The 26296-nt window shown below is 40.5% G+C and carries 17 protein-coding genes; 9 read left to right on the forward strand and 8 right to left on the reverse strand.

Annotated features, from left to right (window positions below):
* Positions 1 to 7: 7 nt before the first annotated feature.
* The 6 genes from G0Q07_RS09075 to G0Q07_RS09100 all read right to left on the reverse strand — a co-directional run bounded on the left by G0Q07_RS09075 (position 8) and on the right by G0Q07_RS09100 (position 10371).
* A complete protein-coding gene (locus G0Q07_RS09075; protein ID WP_163345793.1) occupies positions 8 to 1204 on the reverse strand; it encodes an MFS transporter in 1197 nt (398 codons plus the stop codon).
* 252 nt (positions 1205 to 1456) lie between these two features.
* A complete protein-coding gene (locus tag G0Q07_RS09080) occupies positions 1457 to 3337 on the reverse strand; it encodes a RagB/SusD family nutrient uptake outer membrane protein (protein WP_163345794.1) in 1881 nt (626 codons plus the stop codon).
* 14 nt (positions 3338 to 3351) lie between these two features.
* Positions 3352 to 6780, reverse strand: a complete 3429-nt coding sequence (locus G0Q07_RS09085; protein WP_163345795.1) for a TonB-dependent receptor — start codon at positions 6778 to 6780, stop codon at positions 3352 to 3354.
* A 107-nt stretch (positions 6781 to 6887) separates the two neighbouring features.
* On the reverse strand, positions 6888 to 7883 hold the full coding sequence (locus tag G0Q07_RS09090; RefSeq protein ID WP_163345796.1) for a FecR family protein: 996 nt from the start codon (positions 7881 to 7883) through the stop codon (positions 6888 to 6890).
* Positions 7884 to 8009: 126 nt separating this feature from the next.
* The gene (locus G0Q07_RS09095) at positions 8010 to 8603 is read right to left on the reverse strand and encodes an RNA polymerase sigma factor (protein ID WP_163345797.1); all 594 of its coding nucleotides are present in this window, start codon (positions 8601 to 8603) and stop codon (positions 8010 to 8012) included.
* A gap of 121 nt (positions 8604 to 8724) precedes the next feature.
* A complete protein-coding gene (locus tag G0Q07_RS09100) occupies positions 8725 to 10371 on the reverse strand; it encodes an alpha-L-fucosidase (protein ID WP_163345798.1) in 1647 nt (548 codons plus the stop codon).
* A 241-nt stretch (positions 10372 to 10612) separates the two neighbouring features.
* Here G0Q07_RS09100 and G0Q07_RS09105 point away from each other — a divergent pair, with 241 nt between their 5' ends.
* The 4 genes from G0Q07_RS09105 (at position 10613) to G0Q07_RS09120 (ending at position 15098) form a co-directional block, all read left to right on the forward strand.
* Entirely contained in the window at positions 10613 to 11338 is a 726-nt protein-coding gene (locus tag G0Q07_RS09105; protein ID WP_163345799.1) for a FadR/GntR family transcriptional regulator, read from the forward strand.
* 84 nt (positions 11339 to 11422) lie between these two features.
* The gene (locus G0Q07_RS09110) at positions 11423 to 12781 is read left to right on the forward strand and encodes a transglutaminase-like domain-containing protein (RefSeq protein WP_163345800.1); all 1359 of its coding nucleotides are present in this window, start codon (positions 11423 to 11425) and stop codon (positions 12779 to 12781) included.
* Positions 12782 to 12881: 100 nt separating this feature from the next.
* Positions 12882 to 14066 (forward strand): C40 family peptidase, encoded by a 1185-nt coding sequence (locus G0Q07_RS09115; RefSeq protein ID WP_163345801.1) that lies wholly within the window; start codon positions 12882 to 12884, stop codon positions 14064 to 14066.
* Between the two features lie 18 nt (positions 14067 to 14084).
* Complete coding sequence (locus G0Q07_RS09120) at positions 14085 to 15098, forward strand: dipeptide epimerase (protein WP_163345802.1); 1014 nt, start codon at positions 14085 to 14087, stop codon at positions 15096 to 15098.
* A 109-nt stretch (positions 15099 to 15207) separates the two neighbouring features.
* On the opposite strand, the gene murQ is transcribed toward G0Q07_RS09120, so the two are convergent.
* Together murQ and G0Q07_RS09130 are read right to left on the reverse strand one after the other, a co-directional pair.
* Complete coding sequence (gene murQ, locus G0Q07_RS09125; RefSeq protein WP_163345803.1) at positions 15208 to 16011, reverse strand: N-acetylmuramic acid 6-phosphate etherase; 804 nt, start codon at positions 16009 to 16011, stop codon at positions 15208 to 15210.
* Positions 16012 to 16015: 4 nt separating this feature from the next.
* Positions 16016 to 16678 carry a hypothetical protein gene (locus tag G0Q07_RS09130; protein ID WP_163345804.1) on the reverse strand — a complete coding sequence of 221 codons (663 nt, stop codon included), beginning with the start codon at positions 16676 to 16678 and terminating at the stop codon, positions 16016 to 16018.
* 295 nt (positions 16679 to 16973) lie between these two features.
* Here G0Q07_RS09130 and G0Q07_RS09135 point away from each other — a divergent pair, with 295 nt between their 5' ends.
* From G0Q07_RS09135 to G0Q07_RS09155, 5 genes are all read left to right on the forward strand, one after another.
* A complete protein-coding gene (locus tag G0Q07_RS09135) occupies positions 16974 to 19946 on the forward strand; it encodes a golvesin C-terminal-like domain-containing protein (protein ID WP_163345805.1) in 2973 nt (990 codons plus the stop codon).
* Between the two features lie 20 nt (positions 19947 to 19966).
* A complete protein-coding gene (locus tag G0Q07_RS09140) occupies positions 19967 to 21433 on the forward strand; it encodes a glycosyltransferase family 2 protein (protein ID WP_203532709.1) in 1467 nt (488 codons plus the stop codon).
* A 110-nt stretch (positions 21434 to 21543) separates the two neighbouring features.
* Positions 21544 to 22479 carry a DUF4922 domain-containing protein gene (locus G0Q07_RS09145; protein ID WP_163345806.1) on the forward strand — a complete coding sequence of 312 codons (936 nt, stop codon included), beginning with the start codon at positions 21544 to 21546 and terminating at the stop codon, positions 22477 to 22479.
* Complete coding sequence (locus G0Q07_RS09150) at positions 22479 to 23810, forward strand: SpoIID/LytB domain-containing protein (protein ID WP_163345807.1); 1332 nt, start codon at positions 22479 to 22481, stop codon at positions 23808 to 23810. The genes G0Q07_RS09145 and G0Q07_RS09150 overlap by 1 nt, the downstream gene beginning before the upstream one ends.
* A 1-nt stretch (position 23811) precedes the next feature.
* Positions 23812 to 26265, forward strand: a complete 2454-nt coding sequence (locus G0Q07_RS09155; RefSeq protein ID WP_163345808.1) for a glycoside hydrolase family 9 protein — start codon at positions 23812 to 23814, stop codon at positions 26263 to 26265.
* The last annotated feature ends 31 nt before the right edge of the window (positions 26266 to 26296 follow it).

Genomic DNA, 26296 nt, shown 5'->3' on the forward strand with positions numbered 1-26296 from the left:
ATTGAAATTATCTCGATTTTAAGTGTTCATCGTTGTTTTTAAATAACAACATAAATGCGAGCAGTAACACTATCGAACTTAATGTGGTTATTCCCCAAATGGCATTCCAGTCGTAGCCCGCATCGCTTTTGTAATAGGCAATAATTTCGCTGCAAATAAAGTTTCCCACCAGAAGGCCGGCACCAAATGTTACCAGGAAAATAAAACCCTGTGCCTGCGAGCGCAATCCGGCAGGTGATTTTTTATCGATGTAAATTTGACCGCCCACATAAAAGAACCCAAAAATTAATCCGTGAATCAGGATTCCGATAAAATACATCCAGCTTTGGCTGATTGCACCGCCGGCAAAAAACGATAGGTAGCGAACAACCAGTGCCACGAGTCCCAAAACCATTACTTTTCTTAACCCCAGTTTTTTTATGGCTAGAGGAACCAGGAGTAAAAATCCCATTTCTGCTAATACCCCCCAGTTCATGGTTACTGAAATGTATTTGGTATTGATATTTAAAAGGAATTCGGAGAAAAATGAGTAGTACATGGCAAAGGGAATCATCGAGAGAAAGGAGAATGCAATAAAAATGGCAAAATTCCTGTCTTTCATTAGTTCTATGGTGCGTAAGCCAAACGCATCAATTAACGAACCTTTTTGCCCTTTGGCAGGTGGAGGTGTATTCGGCAAAGTCAGGTTGACAAATACAGCTACTATACTAACTGCTGCACCACAATAAAAGGGAATATTTGTTCCGTCAAAATCAAGGTCTAAAAACCGAATAAAAATAATACTGAATAAACCCGAAGCTACCCAGCCAATGGAGCCAAAAACCCTTATCTTAGGGAATTGTTCGGAAGGGAGGTGTGCCATTGCAATTGAACTGGTTAAACTCCAGCTGGGCATATAGCCAAGCATGGCAATAAGCAGGAATACAAATAATAAATCGGGTTGATTTGTTGTTCCGGCCAGTAATAACATTACTGCATTCAGCAAATTTAACGAGGCCAATACTTTTTGTCCGGGGAAAAAACGGTCGGCCAACATACCAATAATAGGAGATCCCAGACAGCCAATAGCCATTGAACTTAATATCATCGATTTTTCGAAACTGCTAACCTCGAGGTTGGTTAAATAAGCAGCGAGAGGAACCCACCAAACTGCATACATCATGTATTGGAGGAGCATCATCAGAGACAGTTTTATTCTAATCATGACAATAGAAATTAGAGCAATAGGCTAATGCCAATGCGTTGGTTTAAATAATAATGTTAATGGGAAGAACCGATTACTTTTTCAGGAACGGTTTATTGAATGTTTGGTGAAATTCCGATTAGAGTATTTAGCGGCTTAGTTAAAGAAATTTGGTTTTCATTTTTTTTATTTTGAAAATACGAAATGTCAAGATCTATATGAAAAAGACCGGCATTTCCAGCCGGTCTTTTTATAACTAACTAAACTTAACTACTAGTTGTAACCGGGATTCTGTTGCAACTGTGGTGCCTTGTTTATTTCAGTACGAGAAATAGGTAACCAGTAGTTGGCATCATTCCATGATCTCAAATCAGCAACTGATTCGGTATCATAAAACCAACGGTGACTGCCATCTTCGTAATGGTAAATTTTCATTGGGTGAACCGTTTTAATAACGTCTTCTGCAATCATCCATTTACGAATCATATACCAACGGTCGCCTTCTCCAAAGAATTCTACTTGTCGCTCGTTACGGTACCATTCTCTGGCTTCGTCCTGGCTTGTAGTCATCTTATCAGGTAATCCGGCACGATTTCTAATCATATTTAGTGCCTCCATGCCTTTTTCTACTTCGTTCAACTCAATACAAGCTTCGGCATAATCCAAAATAACTTCGGCGTACCTCATTTCTATCCAGGCATTTTCGTTGTTAAAGAACTGACCTACAGTTGCCGGATCCTGGTATTTCTTCATATAATATCCGTTTTTGGTACCGTTCCATGCTTCAATTGGTCCCTGGCGGGTATCAACTCCTGCAGTTTGTGTACCATCTGCCGCGATATAATAACCGGTTTGAATACGGTTTTCTGGGTCGAAAGCAACAGCATCATCCGGGCGCTGAATCCATGGTGCACCGTCATAAAATATGCTGGCGTAAAAGCGAGGTTCTCTTCCTACGTATGGATTTATTTCAGGGTCGGCTGCTAACTCGGCAGCTGTGGCTTCTCTCACTTCCATATCGCCCGGGTTGTATTTATCCCAAACAAATGGAGTACCATCTGCCATTTCAAATTTGCGAACAACCGGCTCGTTAGGGCCGTTGTTTCCCCAGTTATGATATCCACATGGTCCCCACCATCTGTTTTGTGTGGTGGTGTTACCTTGCGATTGTAAGTGTTGAACACCCCATATAGCTTCATCGTTCCATTCGCCTCTTTGAGTAAAAATACTAAGGAAGTTTTCGGAATAATCTTGTACATCGGCTTCAGTTAATGGAGATGGAGGATCATCTGTAGATCCTACTAAGGAGTAGTCACCATAGTTACCATCCATAATGCCTTTGGCAATGGTTTGGGCCTGAGCCAATAACGATTCTCTACTGTTCGATTGGAATGAAACCAACGGATCGGTAGAATAAGCTCCGTGCATCAATTCGCCGGTACTCCAGCTTAAAATACGTGATTTTAGCGCCGCAGCAGCACCTTTTGTTGCACGTCCCTGTTCCATCTCATCTTTTGTTGGGAGTGCTGCAATTGCTTTGTCAAGGTCTGCCAAAATAAATTCAAGTGTGGCATCTAATGAAGATCTATTCATTGATAAGAAATCTTCACCTAACTCAAATGGCTGATCAACTAAAACCAAACCACCATAAGAACGCATTAAGTTTACATAGTCGAAAGCTCGGATAAAATATGCTTCACCTATATAAGTTGCCAACTGGGCTTCTTGGCTTGCATTTTCCGTAGGTACGTTTTGTGCATTTACAAGAAATACATTTACGTTTTTGATATTGGAATAGAGGTTCCAGGTAATCCAGTTAAAACGCCAGTTTCCAAAGTGACCCAATTCATCGGGGCTCATACTACCCTTTACAAAAGGATAACCACCTGGGCGGTGAATACATAAAGCTTCATCCGTAGCTCCTACGAGAAGGTCTTCTCTTAAACCTAATAACATATTGTTGTCTACGCCAATAAAGTCATAACATCTGCCCAAATATGCTTTAGTTAGGTTTAAATCTTCAAATACAGATTCCTCGTTAAAGGCGTCTACTGCCTTTTGATCGAGAATATCGTCGCAGGATGTTGTTGCAATAATAAGCGTCAACATCAGTATCGAATATCCTAATATTTTTTCATATTCTTCATTTTTCAATATTCATTATATTACTAAAATGTAACTTTAACACCAAGAGCCAGAGTTCTTACGGCCGGATAGTTCATTGGAGCACCAATTTCCGGATCAAAGTTTTTCTGTGCAGCATAAATCAGGAACAGGTTGTTTCCTGCAAAATATACCTGAGCTCGTGATATGCCTAAATCGCCAAATACAGTATTTGGTATAGTATAGGTAAGAACGGCATTTTTCAATCGGCAATAAGCCATGTTATCCAGGTGGTAAGTACTCATATGGTTATCAAACGACCAATATGCATCATCGCGGTTGTATGCTCTTGCTACATCCGTAACTCTGTTTTCAGGTGTCCAGCGGTCATCGAAACTCCATTGGAAGTAGTTACCTGCTTCACCACGACGTCCATCTGCGATATTCATACGGTAATATTTTCCCTGTCCTTGTGCCAGTAGCGATAAGTGCCAGTTTTTGTAGTCTAAGTCTATAGATAAGCCGTAAGTAACTTCCGGCATATCGGTTTGGTCTACCAGAATCTGGTCGTCGCTGGTAATGCTGCCATCACCGTCTACGTCTCTGAAAATTACGTCTCCTGCTCGTGCTCCGTCCCAATGAGGTTGTGACTCTGTTGGATCGTTTTCAAAAATACCAATGGCGTCGTACATTAACCAGGCTCCGTAAGGGTGTCCGGTACGTTGTTGCCAAGGCACTGCTCTTTCAGGCTCGTCCATAAATACCACTTCGTTGTGGTTGTACGAGAATTGGCCGGTTAGGTCAAGTCTTAAATCAGAAGTAATATTTTTATGGTATCCGGCTTCCAGCTCAAAACCACGGTTGTCAACTTCTGCAATATTCTCGTCAGGTAATGCTAATCCTGTAAATTGAGGAACAGAAGCATCTCTTGAAGCTAAAATATCAGAACGTTTGCTGTAGAAGAAATCACCATCGAAAGAAAATAGGTTATCAAGAATCTGCGATTCGAAACCGATGTTGTAAGTCGTTTGTTTTTCCCAGGTAATGTTTGGGTTGGCTACTCCTTCTTGTTGTACAACTGTTTCAACCTGTTTTCCTGAGCCCATGGTTAAACCGGTACCCAGTACATATTTATTCATGTATTGGAAAGGGCTACCAGGGTCCATACCCATTTTACCATACGATAATCTCATTTTGAAATAATTGATGGCCGATAAATTTTCTTGCCAGAAATTTTCTTCAGAGGCTCTCCATCCTAACATTAAACCAGGGAAATTACCCCAACGGCTGTCTGGTGGGAATTTTAAAGAACCGTCGCGACGGAACAGTGCTTCAACCAGGTATTTTCCTGCATAGCTGTAGTTGGCACGAGCAATGATCGACTTGCGTGCATAAATCCAGCTCCAACCCCAGTTGTCTTTGTCGGTATCCGAACCGGCGTCGATAGTTTGTACTACGTCGGAAATATAGTATCTCCTGAAAGCACCCATTTCGTTTCTGTTTTGGTCTATCTGTTCGTATGCACCAAAAAGAGAAACTGAATGATCACCAAAATCACGCGCATAATTAAAGTTAAAATTTGCTAGTTTACGTATGTTTCTGCGATAGGTTTCGGAAAGCTCTGGTGAAGAGTATCCGCGCAACGCAGGAGTTAGCTCCATATCAACAATATATCCTTCAGAATCATATTCTGCTGTACTCAAATTTTCAGTATACAGCGTCCATGGTTTACGGAATTCTTTTCTGTACCAGTTCGATACATCATAAGAATAATAACCGCTAAGGGTTAATCCTTCAATCATTGGCGGAGTGATAGTTGCCCTAAAGGTTAATTGGTTAATGTAGTCTTTTTGATCGTCGTAACCACCCTCAAATGTAGATGTTACAACCGGGTTATCACCGTATTCAATATCTGGTCCGGGTTTACCGTTTGGCCAGAAAGACCAACGTGTAGGAAGCAGACGTGTTGATTGTCCGTAAATATCACCGGCACCTTTAGTAGGATACAATTTGTTATTTAAGAATCCGGCATAATCAACAGATGTTGTTAACCATTCGGTAATAGGAAGCTCCAGTTTTGCACGCAAATTATATTGCTTGTAATTTGTAGATTCCTGCTCGTATATAGCTTCTTCGTTTTTATAACCAAGAGAAACATAGTAATACATTCCGTTACTTCCACCATCAATACTGAAGTTATGCTTGCTGGTAGTTGTCCAATCGGCAACAAGATCACCAACCCAGTCACTGTTAGGGTGTACCCAAGGATCTCTTCCACTGTAAAACAATGCAATATCCTCATCAGAATAGGTACGTTCTCTGTTTTCGTAATCCTGAAATTCGCTTAACATTGTTGCATAATCACCTGCATTAGTTACTTTAGGAAGAATTGTTGGACTCATTAAGCCCTGGTAGAACTGGTAGTTCAATCTTGGTTTTCCTGATTTTCCTCTTTTGGTAGTAACCAAAATAACACCGTTTGCTGCAGTTGATCCATAAATTGCAGCCGATGCATCTTTCAGAACAGATACACTTTCAATATCAACCGGGTCAACATCGCCTAACGAACGACCTGGTATACCATCAATAACAACAAGCGGAGCAGTTAGTTCCGGGTTGTCGTTACGGTTTCCTAATGTGGTACGACCACGAACAAGAAGAGTAGCATTACTTTGGCCTGGCTCTCCGGTGCTCTGGATTCCGGTAACACCTGACATGCGGCCTGAAAGTGTGTTGGTAACGTCGGCAGCAGGAATCGCTTCAATTTGATCTCCACTAACTGTAGATACAGAACCAACTACATTTGCTTTTTTCTGAGAGGCATAACCCACAGCAATTACTTCATCAAGCCCAATTGCTTCAGCCTCAAGTGTAATGTCAATGGTTGCTTTGTTACCAATGTTTACTTCCTGAGTTCTCATTCCTACGAATGAAAAAACCAGGGTTTTTGCATCTCCGGGAATCCCGGTTAGATTGTAGTTTCCATCAGTATTGGTTACAATACCAACGGTTGTTCCTTTAACAATTACTGATACACCAGGCATCGGCATGCCTTCTTCGTCAACAACAGTACCCGAAATGCTTTTTTCTTGTGGGCTAGCTGTTTCGCTTGCTGATTTTCCGTCATTTTCTGCCGGATAAACAATAACTTGTCGGTCAATTACCTGATAGCCAAGGTTGTGTTGTGGTAAAATTTCGTCTAAAATTTCTTCAACACGGGAATCCTCGGAAGATACCGAAACTTTTTGGTTGTCGTTTACAACGTCGTTGTTGTAAACAAACTTAAACTCACTTTGCTCAGTGATAGTTTGAAATACCTCTTTTAGGCTGGCCTTCTTCATCTTTAAATCGAACTTAACCGATTCAGAATAAGTGCTGGCCTGTACACTAACAACAATCGCCAGTAACAATACCAGGGTGGCAGCTGTTACACGACGAAACTTTGTTAACCATCCTGAAGAACAGGAAAGCTTAGCATTAATGCATTTTTCCATACAATAATAGTTTAGTTTGTTAAACAATAAAATTTAGTTCACTTTATTTTTCTTCGTTAAGAATTGATCACACTCTCTGGAAGATTTTTAGTTTTGATTTTAGTTCATCATTTCTGATCGTGTCCTACTTTTTTTGATTCTATAATTATTCCGTTATTATTTACTTTATAATCAAATTCTTTGGCAACACTCAGTAATTCCAAAATGCGATCCAGCGATTCTTCTTCAAACTCTCCCGAATATTTCATCTTTCCGGTAACTGAGTCGCTAACAAAAATCCGGGTTTCAAAATGGCGCTCCAGTTTTTTCGAAATACTAAACAAATCTTCATCATAAAACCGCAATATTCCATCACGCCATTGTGCCGGTTTTCCCAGGTCTGTATGCAATAGTCTCATTTTTCCGGTGCTGGTGTTGTAATAAGCACGATCGCCCGGATTTAAAATGGCAGTATTGTTATTCGTATTCGGATTTAGCTGAACCTTGCCTTCGTATAAAGAAATCTCATGAATGTTGTCGGTAGGGTAGGCTACCACGTTAAAATGGGTTCCCAATACTTTTGTTTTAAGGTTCGAGGTTTCAATAATAAAAGGCTTTTCGGCATCTGGGGCAACTTCAAAATAAGCTTCGCCAAACAGTGTCACTTCTCTTTTATCGCCAATAAATGGTTCGCTGGCAATTAACAACGATGAGGAGTTTAACCACACTTTTGTTCCATCGCTTAAGGTTACAGTCTTAATTTCTTTGGCTTTGCAACTGTACTGGTTTAATGTTGGGGCCTGCTTTTTTTCTATCATATAGTTAATAGAAAAGGCCATTGATACTATTAATAATACAGAAGCTGCAATTCCGATCCATTTCCAGTTATTAATTTTCGGACTTTCCTGATATGTGAATCCAAGCTTTTTTTCAGTTTGCTGTATTATAGAGTGCTTTTTTGTTTTTGGGAAATACTTCTTCCAGAAGGTATTTAGGATGGAATAATTTCGTGCAGTAGATTTATGTTTGCCCAGCTCATTGATGAGAGTCCGCTCTTCATTCGCATCTATCTCCTCTGTTAGTTTCTTAACAATGAGCTCGTAGGTATTATCTTTCTTCGTCATCTTTTGTCTTTCTACCTAAAAGACGTTTGGATATTAATCTATACCTAATTCAATAATAAAAAAATCATATTTATTTAATTCCTGTCTAAATGAAGAGGGTGAAGTAGCTTATGATAATGACTTTTTTTACCAGGTGAAGGTGAATAAACTGGCTCTTTTTAGCGGTGAGGTTTTAGCTTTCTTTTCAATGCCAAGAGATTCTGTTATTTTTTTGAGAGCCGTAACCAGGTGATTGTTTACTGTTTTTTCGGAGATGCTCATTATTTGAGCAATTTCGCGGTGTTTGAATCCATTAATCTTTGCAAGAGAAAATGCTTCTTTGCATTTTGGAGGGAGTTCATCAATAGCTGTATGTATTTTTTTTAACAAGTCTTTTTCCAATGTCTCATCGTCGTTACTTTCTACGGCATGAAATAAAAAATCGCTGTACTCATCGATGAATACAATTTTTTCGTTTTTCATTTTCCGGAGATGCGACAAGCAACTATTCTTAACGGCAATAAAAAGGTAGGATCTTATATTTTGAATGTTGGGAAGTTCAGATCTCTTTAGCCATATTTTCACATAAACATCACTGACCAGTTCTTCTGCAATTTCCTGATTGCGTACAAAACTTAATGCATAATGAAGTAATTCATCAGAAGTAAGCTCCATTAGCAACTGAAAGCGTCCAGTATTGCCATCAGCAATTAACGTCTTAGTTTTTTGGTCGTTTAGCATCGAGTTTTAGCTAGTCGTGTAAGTTCGTAAAAGCAAATCGTTACACATACGTTTAATTCATGAAAATAAAGGTATTAATCCTACTCGTAAAAAAAAATGATTTTAATAAAAAAACTTCTTATCATTTTGTTGTTATTGTTCTGTAGTTGCCATATACGTTGGCTTTTGAGTGTTTTGCAACCGTTCGGTACTGGTAGGTAATATTTTTATTTTTTACGGGAATGCTGAACATAAAAATATTATCCTCAATTTCCAGATATTTTGTTTCGGTCCATTCGTCAGAAGTTAGCTTCTCGGTAAAGTCGGGTTGTGGCCGATATTGGAAACATACTTTTAGGCCTTCCTCGTCTCCTTTTTCAATAATTTTACCCTTAAATTGTATGTAGGTATTTCCTCCGGTCTGAATAATTTCGGCTTTTTCGGTTACTACAATGGGCGGATTGAACGCAGGTTGAGCTTTTGTAATTTTTAGAACAATGGGGTAGTTCCATTTATGATTGTTATAAAGGCGCTGTGCACGCGCACATGAGATATGCAAGCCATCTTCTTTTTGTTCGAAATAGGTTTGTGCATCGGTTTCAGGCATGTATTCCACAAGCTTGCCCGATTGCCCCAAAACTTCTACCGAAGTATTTTCAGTACTGTTTACCGATCGTAAAACAAATTCGCGTCGTTCGCCTCGAGCCCATTCCGGCTGGCGGGTTAAAATGGCGTATAGGGTTTTTTCTTCCGGTTTCCAGGTAAACCAGGTGTTGCCTTCGTTTGGAATGACCCACGGTTTGGTGGCATGAATTGCTTCGCCATTCACAAAGTTCCATGCAGCAATTTCTCGTAGCCTGTTTTCCTGGTCTTCCGGAATTTCTCCATTGGGTTTTGGCCCGATATTCAGTAACTGATTACCACCTTTTGCGCGTGTTTCAATTAATATTTCCAACAAACGCGTGCCCGACTTATATTTTTCGTTGGCCGGTTTGTACGCCCATTGCGAGCCCATGGTTAAGCATCCTTCCCAGGGTTCGCTTAGCGTGGTTCCGGGCACCGTTTGTTCCGGCGTATTCATTGCTCCGCGTGTAACAACAACATCGGGGTGAAGTTCCCACGCTACTTGTTTGCATTTTTCAACCAACGGTCCTTCGCCTCCGTCGTAAAACAGTATGTCGATATCGCCGTATTTTGCCATTAATTCAATGGTTTGAAGTTCGTTTAACTCCAGGTACTTATCCATAATGTGCGGTGGAATATCGTTAATGTTTGTTCGGCGCACTTCAAGCCCGTTTTCATGTAAAAAATTGAAATCCTCAGGCGAAAAATAAAATCCCACTGCCAGCCCAGCATCGCGTGTTGCTTCAACATATTCTTCTACCAGATCAGTTTTGTATGGTGTGTTGGAAATATTAAAATCGGTTGTTTCCGTATTCCACATGCAAAACCCGGAGTGGTGCTTTGTAGTGAACACAATGTATTTCATTCCGGCAAGTTTGGCCAAACTGGCAATTTCTTTAGCATCAAAATCTTTAGGATTGAAAGTTTTTGGCAATTCATTAAGATATCGATTCTGGAAATCTTCAGAAGCACCAACCATCGAATGGCTGATTACAATGCCAAGTTGGCTGTCGAAACTAAAGTGGATGAACATGCCAAAACCCAGATCTCGAAACCATTCAACGCGTTCGGGTTTATTTAAGTTTAAAACCTGACTGTTAGGATCTTGTGCCGATAATAAAACAGAAAGTATAAGTAGTAAAAATGTAACGCCCGATTTTTTCATTGCAAGAAAGATTGATGTTTTAAGGACTGTTAAAGTACTAAAAAATAACTGGCTACCAAGTTGTAAAAAAGGTCTTGTTTTTTTATCGAATGACAATGGTTTCTTAATCAGAGCACTAAGAATTTTGATAGAGATTTGTTGTGCGAAAAGTTATATAAACGTGTATTTTCTATTAAAATGCTACATTTGTAATACATAGGACAATTAGAAGAATTGTACCACTCGACTAAAATTATAACCAATGGATGAAGTCTTTAGAAAAATCGGGAGTAAGTTAACGCTGAGTCAGAAAATTGAACGGAGAATGGAAGCTGCTATTCGGGAAAAAAAGTTACCTGTAGGATCGCGATTACCAACCGAAAGAGAGCTATGTGAATCGTTTGGTGTTAGCCGAACGGCTTTGCGCGAGGCACTGCGTCGGTTAAGTGCGCGTGGTTTAATTGAAATTACAAAAGGTAGCGGAATGACGGTTACCGGATTGAAGATTGATGATGCCATTGAGAATCTGAATTTGTATTACGATATGCAGTTCGATCATAACCTGATTGCACAAATAATTGAGGTGCGCCGATTGTTTGAGCCCGAAATTGCAAGTCTCGCTGCCAAGCAGCGTACACAAAACGATTTAAGCGATATTCAGGAAAATATTGAAGCATTTAAAGGATGTGATCCGGATAATATTCAAATGGAAGCCGACCTGGACAACAAGTTTCATTTGTTGATTGCCAAGGCTACACATAATCCGATTGTACAAATTTCGATGGAACCCATTTATTCGTTGTTGCCACGCATGCGAAACCTTATTTATGCCAATGTGGAGGGCGAAAAAGATATCACGCTCGAATACCACCTGAAGATTTTTGATGTGATAAATAAACAAAAACGAGAAGAGGCCGCTGAACTCATGAAAGTTCATCTGCACCGGACCATGGAGATTTATCAGAAATACCTTCACAGCTCTATTTAGGCGATATCTATGAGACTTATTAGAAGTTTACTTTTTATCAGTTTGGTAATTTTTACTTGTTCCTGTCAAAATAAAAAAGAGGAAGTGTTCGATTTCAAAAAATATTTGGAGGAAGGAAAATTCAGTGAGGCCAAAGATCTGTTAAAAGAGAAACTTGTGGAGGATTCAGAGAATGAGAAATTTCAGATTCAACTGGAGACTATTAGTCGCCTGCGCAAAGAATTTCCGTACACGCGTGCCGATGTTAAAGAACGGCTGAGTGAATACTACCCAAATTTAACAGCCGAAGAATTGGATAAATGGGAAGAGGAAAAGCAGTTGGAAATGCGCGTTATCGACGGAGAAAAACGATATTTCTCAAGAGCTGTAAGTAATTTTTTTCGTTTAAATGAAGCGGCCGGAAAGATTAAAGACGCAAAAAATGGGAAGGCGTATGATGGTGTTGAGGATTTTCAGCAAACCGTTATTCCGCAGTGGTTTGAGAAAGGAATTGAGCCGCAAAAACCATTTAATAAACAACAAATAAAAGTAAACTATTCCATTACGTTAGATGCCAATGCGGTTCCGGCAGGTGAAGTTGTTAAATGTTGGTTGCCCTATCCGCGAACAGGATCGAAACGTTTACCTCAGGTCGAATTTATGGAAGCCAGTCAGGGAGATTATAGTATTGCTCCGAACGAAACTTTACAGCGAACAGTGTACATGGAGAAAATAGCTGAGCAAGATGAGGAAACGGTTTTTCAAATTTCCTACCTATTTGAAACGGCAGCACAGTGGTTTAATATAAAACCTGACGATGTGCAGCCTTACAACAAGTCGTCGGAGTTGTACAAAAATTATACGGCCGAACGTTTGCCACATATTGTTTTTACTGATGAGATTAAGGCATTGGCGAAAAGTATTGTTGGTGATGCTACAAATCCGGTAAAACAAGTTAAACTTATTTATTATTGGATAAACGATAATATCCCGTGGGCCGGCGCACTCGAATATTCAACCATGTCATGTATTCCGTGTTATGTACTTGAAAATATGCATGGCGATTGCGGTATGCAAACCTTTTTGTTTTTGAGTATGGCGCGCAGTCTTGGTATTCCTGCCAAATGGCAAAGCGGCTGGTATTTGTTGCCGCAAACCAAAAATCTGCACGATTGGGCCGAGGTGTATTACGAAGGTGTTGGCTGGGTGCCGGTTGATCCATCTTTTAAACTTATCGATTCGGAAGACAAGAGAGTAAAGGAGTTTTACCTGAACGGACTGGATTGCTACCGCCTGATAGTGAACGATGATTTTGCCCGCGAATTGGTTCCTCCTAAAAAGTATTATCGAAGCGAACCTTTTGATTTTCAGCGCGGCGAGTTGGAATGGCAAGGAGGAAATCTGTATTTCGATACCTGGAGTTATCATCTTGATTTCGAATATTTGCCAACACCCGAAAGCTAATTGAAACTTGAGGTTAAGGATGTAATTTTCCTATGCTGATTTTTAGGAAATACCTCGTTAAAATTTATATTTGTAATATGTAATACAAATCTTCAAAAGGATGAAATTTATACAAATCATTTTTCTATTATTTATAGTTATGGCGTCTTGTACACAGCAACAATCTTCCGAAATTGAACAGCAAGTTGATCAATTGATCGATCAGCAAATTAAAGATAAACGTTTAGCTTACTGTAATGTAGAAGTATCAGACAAAGATGGTCAGCCCGCCATTACCGGGGCCACTGTTTCGAAAGCGACGTTTGATGCATTGTATACTTTTGCAACAGAGAAAGGCGTTGATTTTAGTGTTGAACTGCTGCCGAGTGAAGATTTTAAAGAAAATAAGTGGGCAATTGTTACGCTTTCGGTTTGTAATATCAGAGGTAACTCAAGACATTCGGCCGAGATGTTGACTCAGGCCGTGATGGGAACACCGGTAAAAGTGTACCGGAAAAAAGGTGGCTGGTATTTAATTCAAACTCCCGATCGCTATTTTGGCTGGGTTGATGGTGCCGGAATTGCATTGAAAACGAATGAAGAACTGGCTGACTGGAAAGCATTTAAAAAAGTACTTTACAAACAACAATACGGTTTTGCATATGTAAAACCAAACGAGAATTCGAGTATTGTATGCGATTTGGCTTTGGATAACCTGCTGAGTGTTGTTGATGAAACAAATGGATTTTACAAAACTGAATTGGCTGATGGACGCGATGCGTTTGTAAAAATAGATGAATGTATCGGACTTGATATTTGGTACAACAAAAGTGTTGCTGCAAGTGATGTTTTGACGACTGCCAAAAAATTTATGGGCGTTCCGTATTTGTGGGGCGGCACCTCGGCAAAAATGGTTGATTGCAGTGGCTTTGTGAAATCGGCTTACTATTATTATGGAATAATTTTGCAACGCGATGCTTCGCAACAAACTCTATATGGCGAGTTGGTTGATACAGAGGACAGTTACGAAGCTTTGGAAGCCGGTGACCTCGTGTTTTTTGGTAGAAAAGCAAGCGGAGATCAACGCGAAAGAGTGACACATGTTGGTTTGTGTTTGGGCGATCAGGAGTTTATTCATGCTTCAGGAAAGGTGCGAGTGAATAGTTTAGATCGCAATAGCGAAAAATACACGGAACATTACGAAAAAGGTTTTGTCCGTGCCCGACGAGTTTTGGAAAACATCGACGGAAATGGAATTGAATGGGTGGTTGATAACCCGTTTTTTAAGCAGATTTTACCTGAATAAAAGCAACAAATTTAGCACATGCAATTACGATTTAAACCTTTTGAACTTCAGTTAAAACACACGTTTACGCTGGCTACCAGTTCGCGCACAACTACGCCTGTAATGTTGGTGGAGTTGGAACACGACGGACTGGTTGGATATGGCGAAGCTTCAATGCCTCCTTATTTGGGCGAATCGCACGAAACAGTTGCGCGCTTTTTAAATAAGGTTGATCTGTCGGGTTTTAACGATCCGTTTCGTATGGATGAAATCCTTCAATATGTAGATTGCACTGAGCCGGGAAACAGAGCAGCTAAAGCTAGTATTGATATCGCTTTACACGATTTGGTGGGGAAAATGATTGGGCAGCCCTGGTATAAAATATGGGGATTGAAAATTGAAGATACGCCATATACAACATTTACAATTGGTATTGACACCCGGGAAATGGTGATTGAAAAAACCAAAGAAGCTGCAGCGTTTAAAATGCTGAAAGTGAAAATGGGGCGCGATAACGATAAGGAGCTGATTGAAACTATTCGGTCGGTTACTGATGTTCCGTTATGTGTTGATGTAAATCAGGGATGGAAAGACAAGCATCAAGCTCTCGACATGATACACTGGATGAATGAGAAAGGAATTGTTTTTGTGGAGCAACCCATGCCAAAAGAACAGCTCGAAGATATGGCCTGGCTAACGGCCAATAGTCCGCTGCCAACCATTGCCGACGAAGCCTTCCAGCGTATACACGATATACCGAAATTTAAAGACGTTTACTCAGGAATAAACATTAAACTGATGAAAAGTACCGGTATGCGCGAAGCCAAAAAAATGGTAGACGTGGCGCGTGCGCTTGGTATGAATGTAATGATTGGATGCATGACTGAAACCTCGTGTGCAATATCGGCAGCTTCGCAACTATCGCCGCTTTGTGATTGGGCCGATCTCGACGGTGCACTACTGATTTCCAACGATATTTTTGATGGAATGAAAGTGATTGACGGAAAAGTCACTTTGAATGATCTCCCGGGAATTGGAGTGGTAAAGATTTAATATTCAGATTAAAGCAAAATAAAAAAGAACCGTTAAGCTGATTATTCAGCAATCGGTTCTTTTCATCTTTCGCATAGATTAAAACCTGCTCATCGCAGATGTTCTTATCTTATTTCTTATAATTATCCAATACGGCACGGACTGATCCGTGTAGCAGTAAAAGACGTTTAGCTTCCTCAAATTCAATACCCAATTCATCAACAATCATTTTCGATCCCCGCTCAACCAGTTTTTTATTGGTAAGCTGCATGTCTACCATTTTGTTGCCTTTTACGCGTCCCAGTTTAATCATCAGCGAAGTTGTAATCATGTTCAATACCAACTTTTGGGCAGTTCCGGCTTTCATTCTCGTGCTTCCGGTTACGAATTCAGGGCCTACAATTGGTTCAATCGCGATCTTCGCCACTTTTGCAATTTCAGAGTTTGGATTACAGGTTATACAAGATGTCAGCAAGCCGTTGGCATTACCATCTTGTAGTGCTCCAATAACGTAAGGTGTTCCGCCCGATGCAGCAATTCCAACAATAGTGTCCTTATCATTTACCTGGAATTTTTGCAGGTCTTCCCAACCACCATGGATATTGTCTTCTGCCTCTTCAACAGCTTTTCGGATGGCACGATCGCCACCGGCAATTAGTCCAATTACAACACCATCGGGCATGCCGTAAGTTGGCGGAATTTCCGATGCGTCGAGAATTCCCAAACGCCCGCTGGTGCCGGCGCCTAAATAGAATAAACGACCACCGGCTTTAATTCGGTCAACAAGTTGAGTGACTAATTTTTCAATCTGTGGAATTTCCTTTTGTACGGCAATATGAATTTTAGCATCCTCGTTGTTTATTCCAGTCAGCAATTCGTTAACCGACATTTGGTCGAGGTTGTTGTATAGTGATGATGATTCTGTAACCCTCATTTTCTTATAAATTGGTATGGTATTTTTTTAGACCGTTAATTGGCTTGTCAATAATGTTTCCGATTCTTATTTCTCGGTTAAACGCGACTTCTTTTAGTAAATCTGAATAATGGAAAGCAATAGATCCTACAAAATTTACAGTATACTTTTCGAAGCTGTTATAGCGCTCAATATTTTTAAAAAAGAAATCAGTAAAACTTCTTTTTATCAAGTTCTGCACATAAATGTGATTTTTATTTTCACTAAGGAATACTGAAAATTTTGCGAGATAGCGACTTGGATATTCTTCACGATAAACTGCATTTAAAACATCGGCCAGTTTAAGATGTAACTCGTTTTCCATCTTTTGTTTAAGATCTTCAGGAATGGCGCGTTTGAAATAGTCGTTTATAAAGAGTTTACCCAGGTAGGCACCGCTGCCTTCGTCTCCTAAAATAAAACCCAGCGTTGGAACTTTGTCGGTAATCTCTGCTCCGTTGTAAAAGCACGAATTGGTTCCGGTGCCCAATATACAAGCGATACCCGACGATTTACCCAATAAGGCACGTGCGGCACCTAAAATGTCGTCTTCAACAAACACCGTCGCTTCCGGAAATAACTTTTGCAGCGGTTCCGATACAACATGGTCGGTTTTGCCTTTTATACATCCCGCACCGTAGAAAAACACTTCGCTTACCTCTTCTTTGTAAATGTCTTTAAACGTGGTTAAAAGCGTGGTGAAAATCTCTTCTGTTTGCTGGAAAAAGGGGTTAATTCCCGGGAGCTTATCATAAATTCTTTTTCAGGACTTATAAATAACCAATCGGTTTTTGATGAGCCACTGTCTGCTATTACAATCATTCTGCTAGTATTGGTTTATTTTCAGCAAATTTGTGTGGGCAAATGTACAAAATCTTTTTGTACTTGTAATATGTAATACAAATTTTACTTACATTTGTTGCCACAATCTTAGTCGGAAAACTATGAAGGAATTAAACCTGACTAAATCAAAAGTCCTAAAAATAAGTAAGAAAAAGCTGGATGTACTGTTTTTCTTGCTCTTTCTTCTTTTTTATATCTCAGCAAGTGCGCAGCAGAAGGGAAATCTGAAAGAACAGTTGAATAAAGAGCTGAAGCAAAAAAGCAGTGCTTTTTTCTATTCAGGAAATGAAAACTACATCAACGGTAAAAAAGTTTCGCTTGATACGGCGTTGTTTTCATCCACCAACGATACACTATTTCTTTATTTTAATAAAGCGTTGGCAGAAATGCCATTTAGAGAGAATAGTTTGTCGGCAGTTAGCGATTCAATCAAACAGGTTTTGCCCGATTCCCTAAAAGAAATTCCACTAAAAATATGGGCTAATCAATTGCTTTTAGAGGAGTTGATTCCGAATTATTACCGGTACGAAATTCCTGTTGATGAAGGTAGGTTAACTTCAACAAATCGAAAAAGAAGGAATGTCGTTCATGAAATTAGACCTTTCCTGATTTCTGAAGGTCTTGATGGAGCTAATATTGCTTTGTGGAACAGTCATGGCTGGTACTACGAAACTTCGCGCGACCGGTGGGAATGGCAGCGTGCACGTTTATTCACCAATCTTGAAGATATTTCGCCGAGTTCATTTATTATTCCTTTTATAATCCCAATGCTGGAAAATGCCGGTGCCAATGTTTTTAATGCGCGTGAACGCGACTGGCAAATTAACGAGGTTGTTGTTGATAATGATCGATCGACAGGCAAAAGTAAATTCCGAAAGCCAAGAAAGCGCAGCGATGAAGAAAAAGGATTTGCTTTTTCAGAGTTAATTAAGGGAGCGAAAAATCCTTTTCAGGAAGGTACGGCAATACAATTCGAAAGCAGAAAAAAGGAAAATGTTGCCACTTACATTCCTGATTTCCTGGCAGCGGGAAAATACGGCGTTTATGTTTCGTATGCAAAAGGTGATGGGGCGGTTACCTACCGGGTAACGCATTCGGGTGGTGTCACCGATTTTTTGGTTGATCAGCGAATGGGCTACGGAACATGGATTTACCTCGATAAATTTTATTTCAACGAAGGCAAAGATAAAAGAGCGGCAAAAGTTGAACTGATTGCACCGGAAGGCGAGGGGAAAATATTTTCGGCAGATGCTGTTCGTTTTGGCGGAGGAATGGGAAATATCGTTCGCAATGGCAGGGCCGGCGGACTTTCACGCTTTTTTGAGGGTGCCCGCTATAATCTGCAATACTCGGGGGCACCTGATACGCTGGTGTGGAACCTGCACAACGGAGAAGATGACTATAAAGATGATTACATGAGCCGTGGCGAATGGGTAGATTGGTTGATGGGAGCCCCATTTGGCCCTACAAAAAACCGAATGACCCAGGGATTAGGAATTCCGATCGATCTGGCTTTTGCTTTCCACACCGATGCAGGAATTTTACCCGACAATAAAATTGTGGGAACGCTTGGAATTTATTCAACCGACCGTGATACTTCTGTTTTCCCCGATGGTCAGTCGAAATATGCTTCGCGCGATCTTACTGATTTGATACAAACGCAGATTGTAAGCGATATAAATTCGGTCTATAAATGTAACTGGACGCGCCGTGGAATGTGGAACGCGCAGTACAGCGAGGCTTATCGTCCGCAGGTGCCAACTATGTTGCTGGAGTTATTGTCGCACCAAAATCTGGAGGACGTAAAATATGTGCTCAATCCGCAATTTCGTTTTGATGTATCGCGTGCCATTTATAAGGGAATGTTGCGTTTTATTTCCGCACAAAACGGTTTGGATTATGTGGTGCAGCCTTTGCCAGTCGACCACTTCGCTGCAAGTTTTACAAATGAAAGTACTGTGAAATTATCGTGGAAACCGGTAGCTGACGAACTGGAACCAACTGCCGCGCCCGAGAAATATTTGGTGTATAAACGAGTTGGCGACAATGGATTTGATAACGGAACACTGGTAAATGAAACGGAAATCACACTTTCGAATATTGAGCCTGGAAAAATTTATGGATTTAGGGTTACAGCAGTAAATGCAGGCGGCGAAAGTTTTCCATCAGAAACAGTGGCAGTGGGTATTGCCCAAAACAGTAAAGGTGAGGTATTGATTGTAAATGGCTTCGATCGTATTGACGGACCGGCCATTTTTGAAACCGATTCGCTGGCTGGCGTTTGGCGCTTTCTCGATCATGGAGTTGCTTATGGATATGATATGTCTACCACAGGCGATCAGTACGATTTTGAAAGAAAATCTGTTTGGCTGGACGATGATAGTCCCGGTTTTGGAGCAAGTTATGCTGATCTGGAAACAGCCATTTTTAGAGGTAATACCTTCGATTTTTCAATGATTCACGGAAAAAGTTTGCTGGCTAACGGTTATAGTTTTGTTTCGTCGAGCGATGAAGCTGTTGAAGAGGGGCTGACCAATCTTAATGATTACAAATTGGTAGATCTTCTTTATGGCGAAGAAAAACAAACGTTTTTACCTGGAAACGACTCCGTTCCTTATTACGAAATTTATACCGAAAAAATGATCAATGCGCTTTCAGCTTACGTTGAAAACGGAGGAAATATATTTATGTCAGGCGCTTATGTGGGGGCTGAAATTCCAAAAGAAAAAAAGCGAAAAGAGCAAATTGAAAACTTGCTGGGATCTAAATGGCGAACAGATCATGCAGTACAGAACGGACAGTTTTATTCCGTGAATTCAAATCGTAACTTTACAGGTGAGTTCAACACCGACTATGTATTGGAGCAATATCCGGTTGAATCGCCCGACGGAATTGAGGCGTTTAATAAAAACGGCGAAACAATTTTCCGGTATACCGAAAACGGAATTAGTGCCGGCGTTTTTTACGAAAATAAATACAAGTCGGTGGTTTTGGGATTTCCTTTTGAAAGTGTAAAAGGGCAGAAAAATCGCGATATCTTAATGCGTGATATACTAGAAATGTTAAATGAATAGAAAGTTAAAATCAACAAATAATGACTAAAATTAACTGTTTTATACCCGCCGCAGCCTATTCTCAGGTATCGGAAATGGTTGGAGAATTACATGCCAATCCATCAGTAAATAAAATATTTTTACCTGAAAATGTGGCAAAAGAGGCCGGCGAAAAAGCTGAGGTATTTTCATTCGAAAAATTAAGTTCTACTGCAACGGTAAAACAAATTGCTGCCTTGTCGGCAGACGTAGACTACATATTATTGCTGACAAAAGTAACTGCTGTAAAACTCGGTCAATTTGCCGTTGAGCGTTTAGTTGATACTGCTGAACAAACCGGTGCCGTAAAAATTTACTCCGATTACTACGAGGTAAAAGAAGGCAAGTTGGCAACGCATCCGGTGATTGATTACCAGGAGGGTAGTTTACGCGATGACTTTAATTTTGGTCCGCTGGTATTGTACAAAGCCGATGCATTTACAACGGCGGTAAAAAATATGACACAGAATTTTGAACACGCCGGAATGTATTACCTGCGTTTAAAAGTGGCGCAGCAAGGCGAGTTGTTCCGTATTCCTGAGTTTTTATACACCATTGACGAAACCGATAACCGCAAAAGCGGTCAAAAGATATTCGATTATGTAGATCCGAAAAACCGCCAGGTGCAGGTTGAAATGGAACAGGCAGCAACCGAACATTTAAAAGATGTGGGCGCGTGGTTAAGTCCCGATTTTACACCGGTTGAGTTGGATGATAAAGGCTTTGATAAAAAAGCTTCGGTTGTAATTCCAGTGCGAAACCGCGAACTTACCATTGCCGATGCCATTGAGTCAGTACTAATGCAAAAAACTGACTTTGATTTTAACCTCATCGTTATTGATAATCACTCAACAGACAAAACTACTTCCATCATTCAGTCTTTTGCTGAAAAAGACGATCGGGTGGTGCACATTGTTCCGGTTCGTGAAGATCTTGGAATTGGTGGCTGCTGGAATCTTGGTGTACACGATACACGCTGTGGAATGATTGCGATGCAGTTGGATAGCGATGATATTTATAAAGATGAAAATACATTGCAAAAGGTGGTTGATGTTTTTAAAGCCGAAAAATGTGCCATGGTTGTGGGAACATACCAATTGGTGAATTTTGGTTTGGAAGAGCTACCTCCTGGTATTATCGATCATAAAGAATGGACGCCGGATAACGGTAAAAACAATGCTTTACGAATTAATGGTCTGGGGGCGCCGCGTGCCTTTTATACTCCGGTGTTGCGCGATGTAAAAATTCCGAATACCAGCTATGGGGAGGATTATGCTGTTGGTTTGGCCATTTCCAGAAATTACCAAATTGGGCGGACCTATGATAATCTGTACTTGTGTCGCCGTTGGGATGATAACTCGGATGCCGCCCTGGATATTGTGAAAATGAATGCACACAATACCTACAAGGACCGTATTAGAACCATTGAATTAAAAGCTCGTCAGAAGAAAAATAATCGCCCCCTTTAGTTCTCGCAAAAGGGGAAGATTGAGTAACATTAAAAGATGAAGGATAACAACTTGCTATAATTTCCTGTTCCTCCCCTTTGGGGAGGTTAGGAGGGGCGAAAAAAGAACAAATGAATTCAATCTCAACAAAAATTAAACAACTACTTACCGATCAGAAAAAGGAATGGGAGCTGGCGGGTAAAAATTTTGCAGGACTGGAACACGTTAAGGTACGCGCGTTTCAATTTGATGGATTTACGATTAAGGTTCAGTTTAATCCGGGACGAATTGTTTCTTCGGCGGCTAAAGTGGATAAAAAATCAATTGAAGCGCGGCCATGTTTTTTGTGTGCAGCAAATCGCCCGGTTGAGCAACGTGGCGTAACTTGTGGCGATTTTGAGGTGTTGGTAAATCCTTTTCCAATATTTCCTAAACACTTTACTGTTCCCACTTTTGCACATACTCCTCAACTGATAAAAGGAAATTTTGTCAACATGCTTGATCTGGCAAAAGCAATGGAAAATTTTACCTTGTTTTACAACGGACCCTTATGTGGCGCATCGGCACCCGATCATTTTCATTTTCAGGCCGGAAATTCAGGATTCATGCCGCTGGATACTGAATTGTATGTTTTAAAAGAAAAATACGGAATTGAGTGGGTGAAAAATGAAGTGAACTACAGTGCCATAAAAGATGGCGTTCGCAATTTCTTGGTGCTGGAATCGGCAGATAAAGCAGCCTTAGAAAATGCGTTTGCCCGAATCTATGCACTTCTTGATCATCATTCGGAAGAGGAGGAACCAATGCTAAATATTCTTGCCCGTTATATAAACGATGGCTGGAGGATTCTCGTATTTCCGCGTGCACTTCACCGTCCGTCGCAGTATTTTGCAAAAGGCGAAGAGAATATTCTTATCAGTCCCGCATCGGTTGATATGGGCGGCGTTTTAATTACTCCACAAGAAAACGATTTTATGAATATCAGAAAAACTGATATTGAAAGTATAATGAAACAGGTTTTATGGACAGAAGACCAATTTGATAAACTAACTACAAAACTTAAATAATGAGCATTCCAAATATTCACGTTGGCATAATGAGTGCCGATCTTGTCGAATTCAATTTTCATGGAGAATACCAATTGGTAGGAACAGATCATGTTTCTTCGGGAGATGGTTCGGTTCGTATCGAAAACGGAAAAATACAACTTGATGATTCAAAAATAAGTCTGGATAAATTGTATTTCGTGCCACTGGAAAGGGGCAAGTCGGAGTTCGAATTAAAAGACGTAACAATTGGCGTAAATTTTCACTGGGAACAGAAAGAAAATCAGAAGTTTCAGGGGGCACTGAAATTTATTATTGAAGAGGATAAAATTACAGCTGTAAATATATTGTCGATTGAAGACTATCTGATCAGCGTAATATCTTCCGAAATGAGTGCTCAAAGCTCGATTGATTTGTTGAAAGCTCATGCGATTATTTCGCGTAGCTGGTTAATTGCTCAAATTGAAAAGCAAGACAAGCTGACCGACGCTGCGGAAACTTACGAGCGTACTTTTGAAACCACTGATGAATACATAAAATGGTACGACCGCGAAGATCATACCCGATTTCATGTTTGTGCTGATGACCATTGCCAGCGTTACCAGGGAACAACGCGTTCGCATAACCCGAATGTGGTAAAAGCTGTTAATGAAACGGCCGGTGTAGTACTTTCCTACAATGGCGTAATTTGTGATGCACGATTTTCGAAATGTTGTGGCGGTATTGCCGAACTTTTCGAAAATTGCTGGGAACCTGTAAATCATCCTTATTTAACAGCTGTGATTGATAACCCTGCAGCACCAAAAGGATTTGATACAGATCTTACTGTAGAGGAAAATGCAGTTCCGTGGTTAAAAAAAGCGCCGGAAGCATTTTGTAACACCACCGATGAAGAAGTGCTGAAGCAGGTGTTGAACGAATACGACTGGACGGCCAAAGACTTTTATCGCTGGACGGTGGAATATGCTCAAGATGATCTTGCAGCATTGATTTTGAAACGCTCGGGATATGATTTTGGGAAGATTCTGGATATGATTCCGATTGAACGCGGCGCATCAGGGCGACTGATAAAACTGAAAATTGTTGGAAGTAAAAAGACTTTAACGGTTGGGAAAGAGCTCGAAATTCGCCGTTGGTTGAGTGAATCACATTTATACAGCGCTGCATTTATTGTTGAAAAACAGGATGTTGTAGATGGAGTTCCGCAACAGTTTATTTTGCAGGGAGCAGGCTGGGGGCACGGTGTTGGCCTTTGTCAGATTGGAGCTGCTGTTATGGGGCACAATGGCTATAAATACGATGAGATACTGCATCATTATTTTAAAAATATAACTTTGGAAAAACGATACTAGCATGACAAAGCGTGCTCTTCTCTTACTGTTTTTTTTGTTTGGTGTGTCACTGAGTTTTGCGCAACAGAAAGTTATTCGGGTCAATCAATTGGGGTATTTACCTCAGTCGGTTAAAGTGGCAGTTTTCCTTTCATCAGAAGCGCAAGATGCCGGGGAGTTTCAGGTACTTGAGGCTTTAACAGGTAAACCAGTATACGAAGCAGAAGTAAAACATTCCAATGGCTCGGACTGGGGAATGAAGACCGCTTTCCGACTCGATTTCTCTGCTGTAACAAAGTCTGGCGGTTATTATCTGAAGCTGGGCGAAACGCATTCTCCGGCTTTTCAAATTGCTACCGATGTGTATAATGGAACCGCAGATTTTCTGTTAAAGTATATGCGCCAGCAACGTTGTGGTTTTAATCCTTATTTGCAGGATTCGTGTCATTTGCACGATGGAATTATTGTCGATCATCCCACAAAAACCGGCAAAAAAATTGATGTTACCGGAGGATGGCACGATGCTTCGGACTATCTGCAATACCTTACCACCTCGGCAAATGCAACTTATCAGTTGCTGTATGCCTATCAGCAAAATCCAACTGTTTTTAACGATGATTACAAGGGAAATGGTTTGCCGGGAGCCAATGGGATACCCGATATTTTGGATGAAGCCAAATGGGGGCTCGACTGGATGGTGAAAATGAATCCATTGGCGGGTGAAATGTACAACCAAATTGCCGACGACAGAGATCATCGAGGGTATCGTTTGCCTAATAAAGATACGGTGAGCTACGGACTAGAGGGAACTTACCGGCCGGTTTATTTTATTACCGGCAATTCGCAAGGACTGGCTGAGCATAAAAACCGAACAACAGGAGTTTCATCGAGTGCTGCAAAATACGCATCGTCATTTGCTTTGGGAGCGATGATGATTAAAAAGTATTACCCGGAATTCGCTAAGCAAATAGAACGAAAAGCTGCCGAAGCCTATACCTTTGCATTGAGTGATTTGGGCGCTTGTCAAACAGCATGTAATGTTTCGCCATATTTTTACGAGGAAGCTAATTATGTGGATGATGTAGAACTGGCAGCCACAACTTTGTATCAGTTAACCGGCAATGAGTATTATCTTGCAGAAGCAAAAAAATGGGGCAGTGTTGAAAATGTTACACCCTGGATGTCGACGGGTTTTGCACGACATTACCAATTTTACCCATTTGTTAATCTTGGGCATGTTTTTTTGGCTCAAAAAGACGAAAACTTTGCCGATTATTTAAAACAAGGATTAACCCATATTTATGATCGTGGAAAGGACGATCCTTTTCTGAATGGTATTCCTTTCATTTGGTGCTCAAATAATCTGGTTGCTGCCGCACTAACACAGGCAAGAACTTACGAAGAAATTACCGGTGACTATACTTTTGTAGAAATGGAAGCTGCATTACGCGACTGGCTGTTTGGCTGCAATCCTTGGGGAACAAGCATGATTTGTGGATTGCCGGCGGGTGGCGATAACCCGGAGTTGCCGCATTCGTCCATCACAAAAATACTGGGCGAAACAACTTACGGCGGATTAGTTGATGGGCCAATCTCGAACACTCTTTTTTCTAGCCTGATAGGAATAAATATTCAGCAACCCGATCCTCTGGAGGATTTTAACATGGGCAAGGCGGTTTATCACGATGATATGGGCGATTATTCTTCGAACGAACCTACCATGGATGGCACCGCAAGTTTAAGCTATTATTTGTCGTCGTTGGAAGAACTGGGAATTGATCAACACAATGAGTATGAAAAAGATGGACAGGGAGCGATTCGACGCATTAATCCATCAGAAAAAAATATTTATCTCATATTCTCGGCACACGATAAAGCAGAAGGTGCAGCGCATATTTTAAAGGTGTTGAACAAAAAGAATTGTAAAGCATCTTTCTTTTTCACCGGCGACTTTTTGCGTGATAAACAATTTCAATCCACAATTAAAAAAGTGGTTAAAAACGGGCATTATTTTGGTGCTCATTCCGATAAGCATTTGTTGTATTGCGATTGGACAAAAAGAGATTCTTTACTGGTTGACAGATTTACCTTTAACCGGGATTTGAAAAACAACTACAAAGTCTTGCAACAGCATGGAATAAGTATTGATGATGCAAGCTGGTTTCTTCCTCCTTACGAGTGGTATAATGCAGCAACGGTAAACTGGGCCGGTGCTCTTGGATTGAAAACGGTAAACTTCTCGCCGGGAATAAGAAGCAATGCAGATTATACAACTCCTGATATGAAAAATTATTTATCTTCCAATCAAATTATAAAAAGCATTTTTCAAGTAGAAGAGGAGCAGGGATTAAACGGCGCTGTTGTGCTTATTCATCCCGGAACCGAAGCGAAACGAACAGATAAATTTTATCTTCGTTTGGAAGAATTGATTGAAAAACTACAAACAAAAGGGTATCGTTTTAAACGTTTGCCTTAGAATTGCCAATACATAAAACTGATTAACCAAA

This window comes from Draconibacterium halophilum (assembly GCF_010448835.1).
GTDB classification, from domain to species: Bacteria; Bacteroidota; Bacteroidia; order Bacteroidales; family Prolixibacteraceae; genus Draconibacterium; species Draconibacterium halophilum.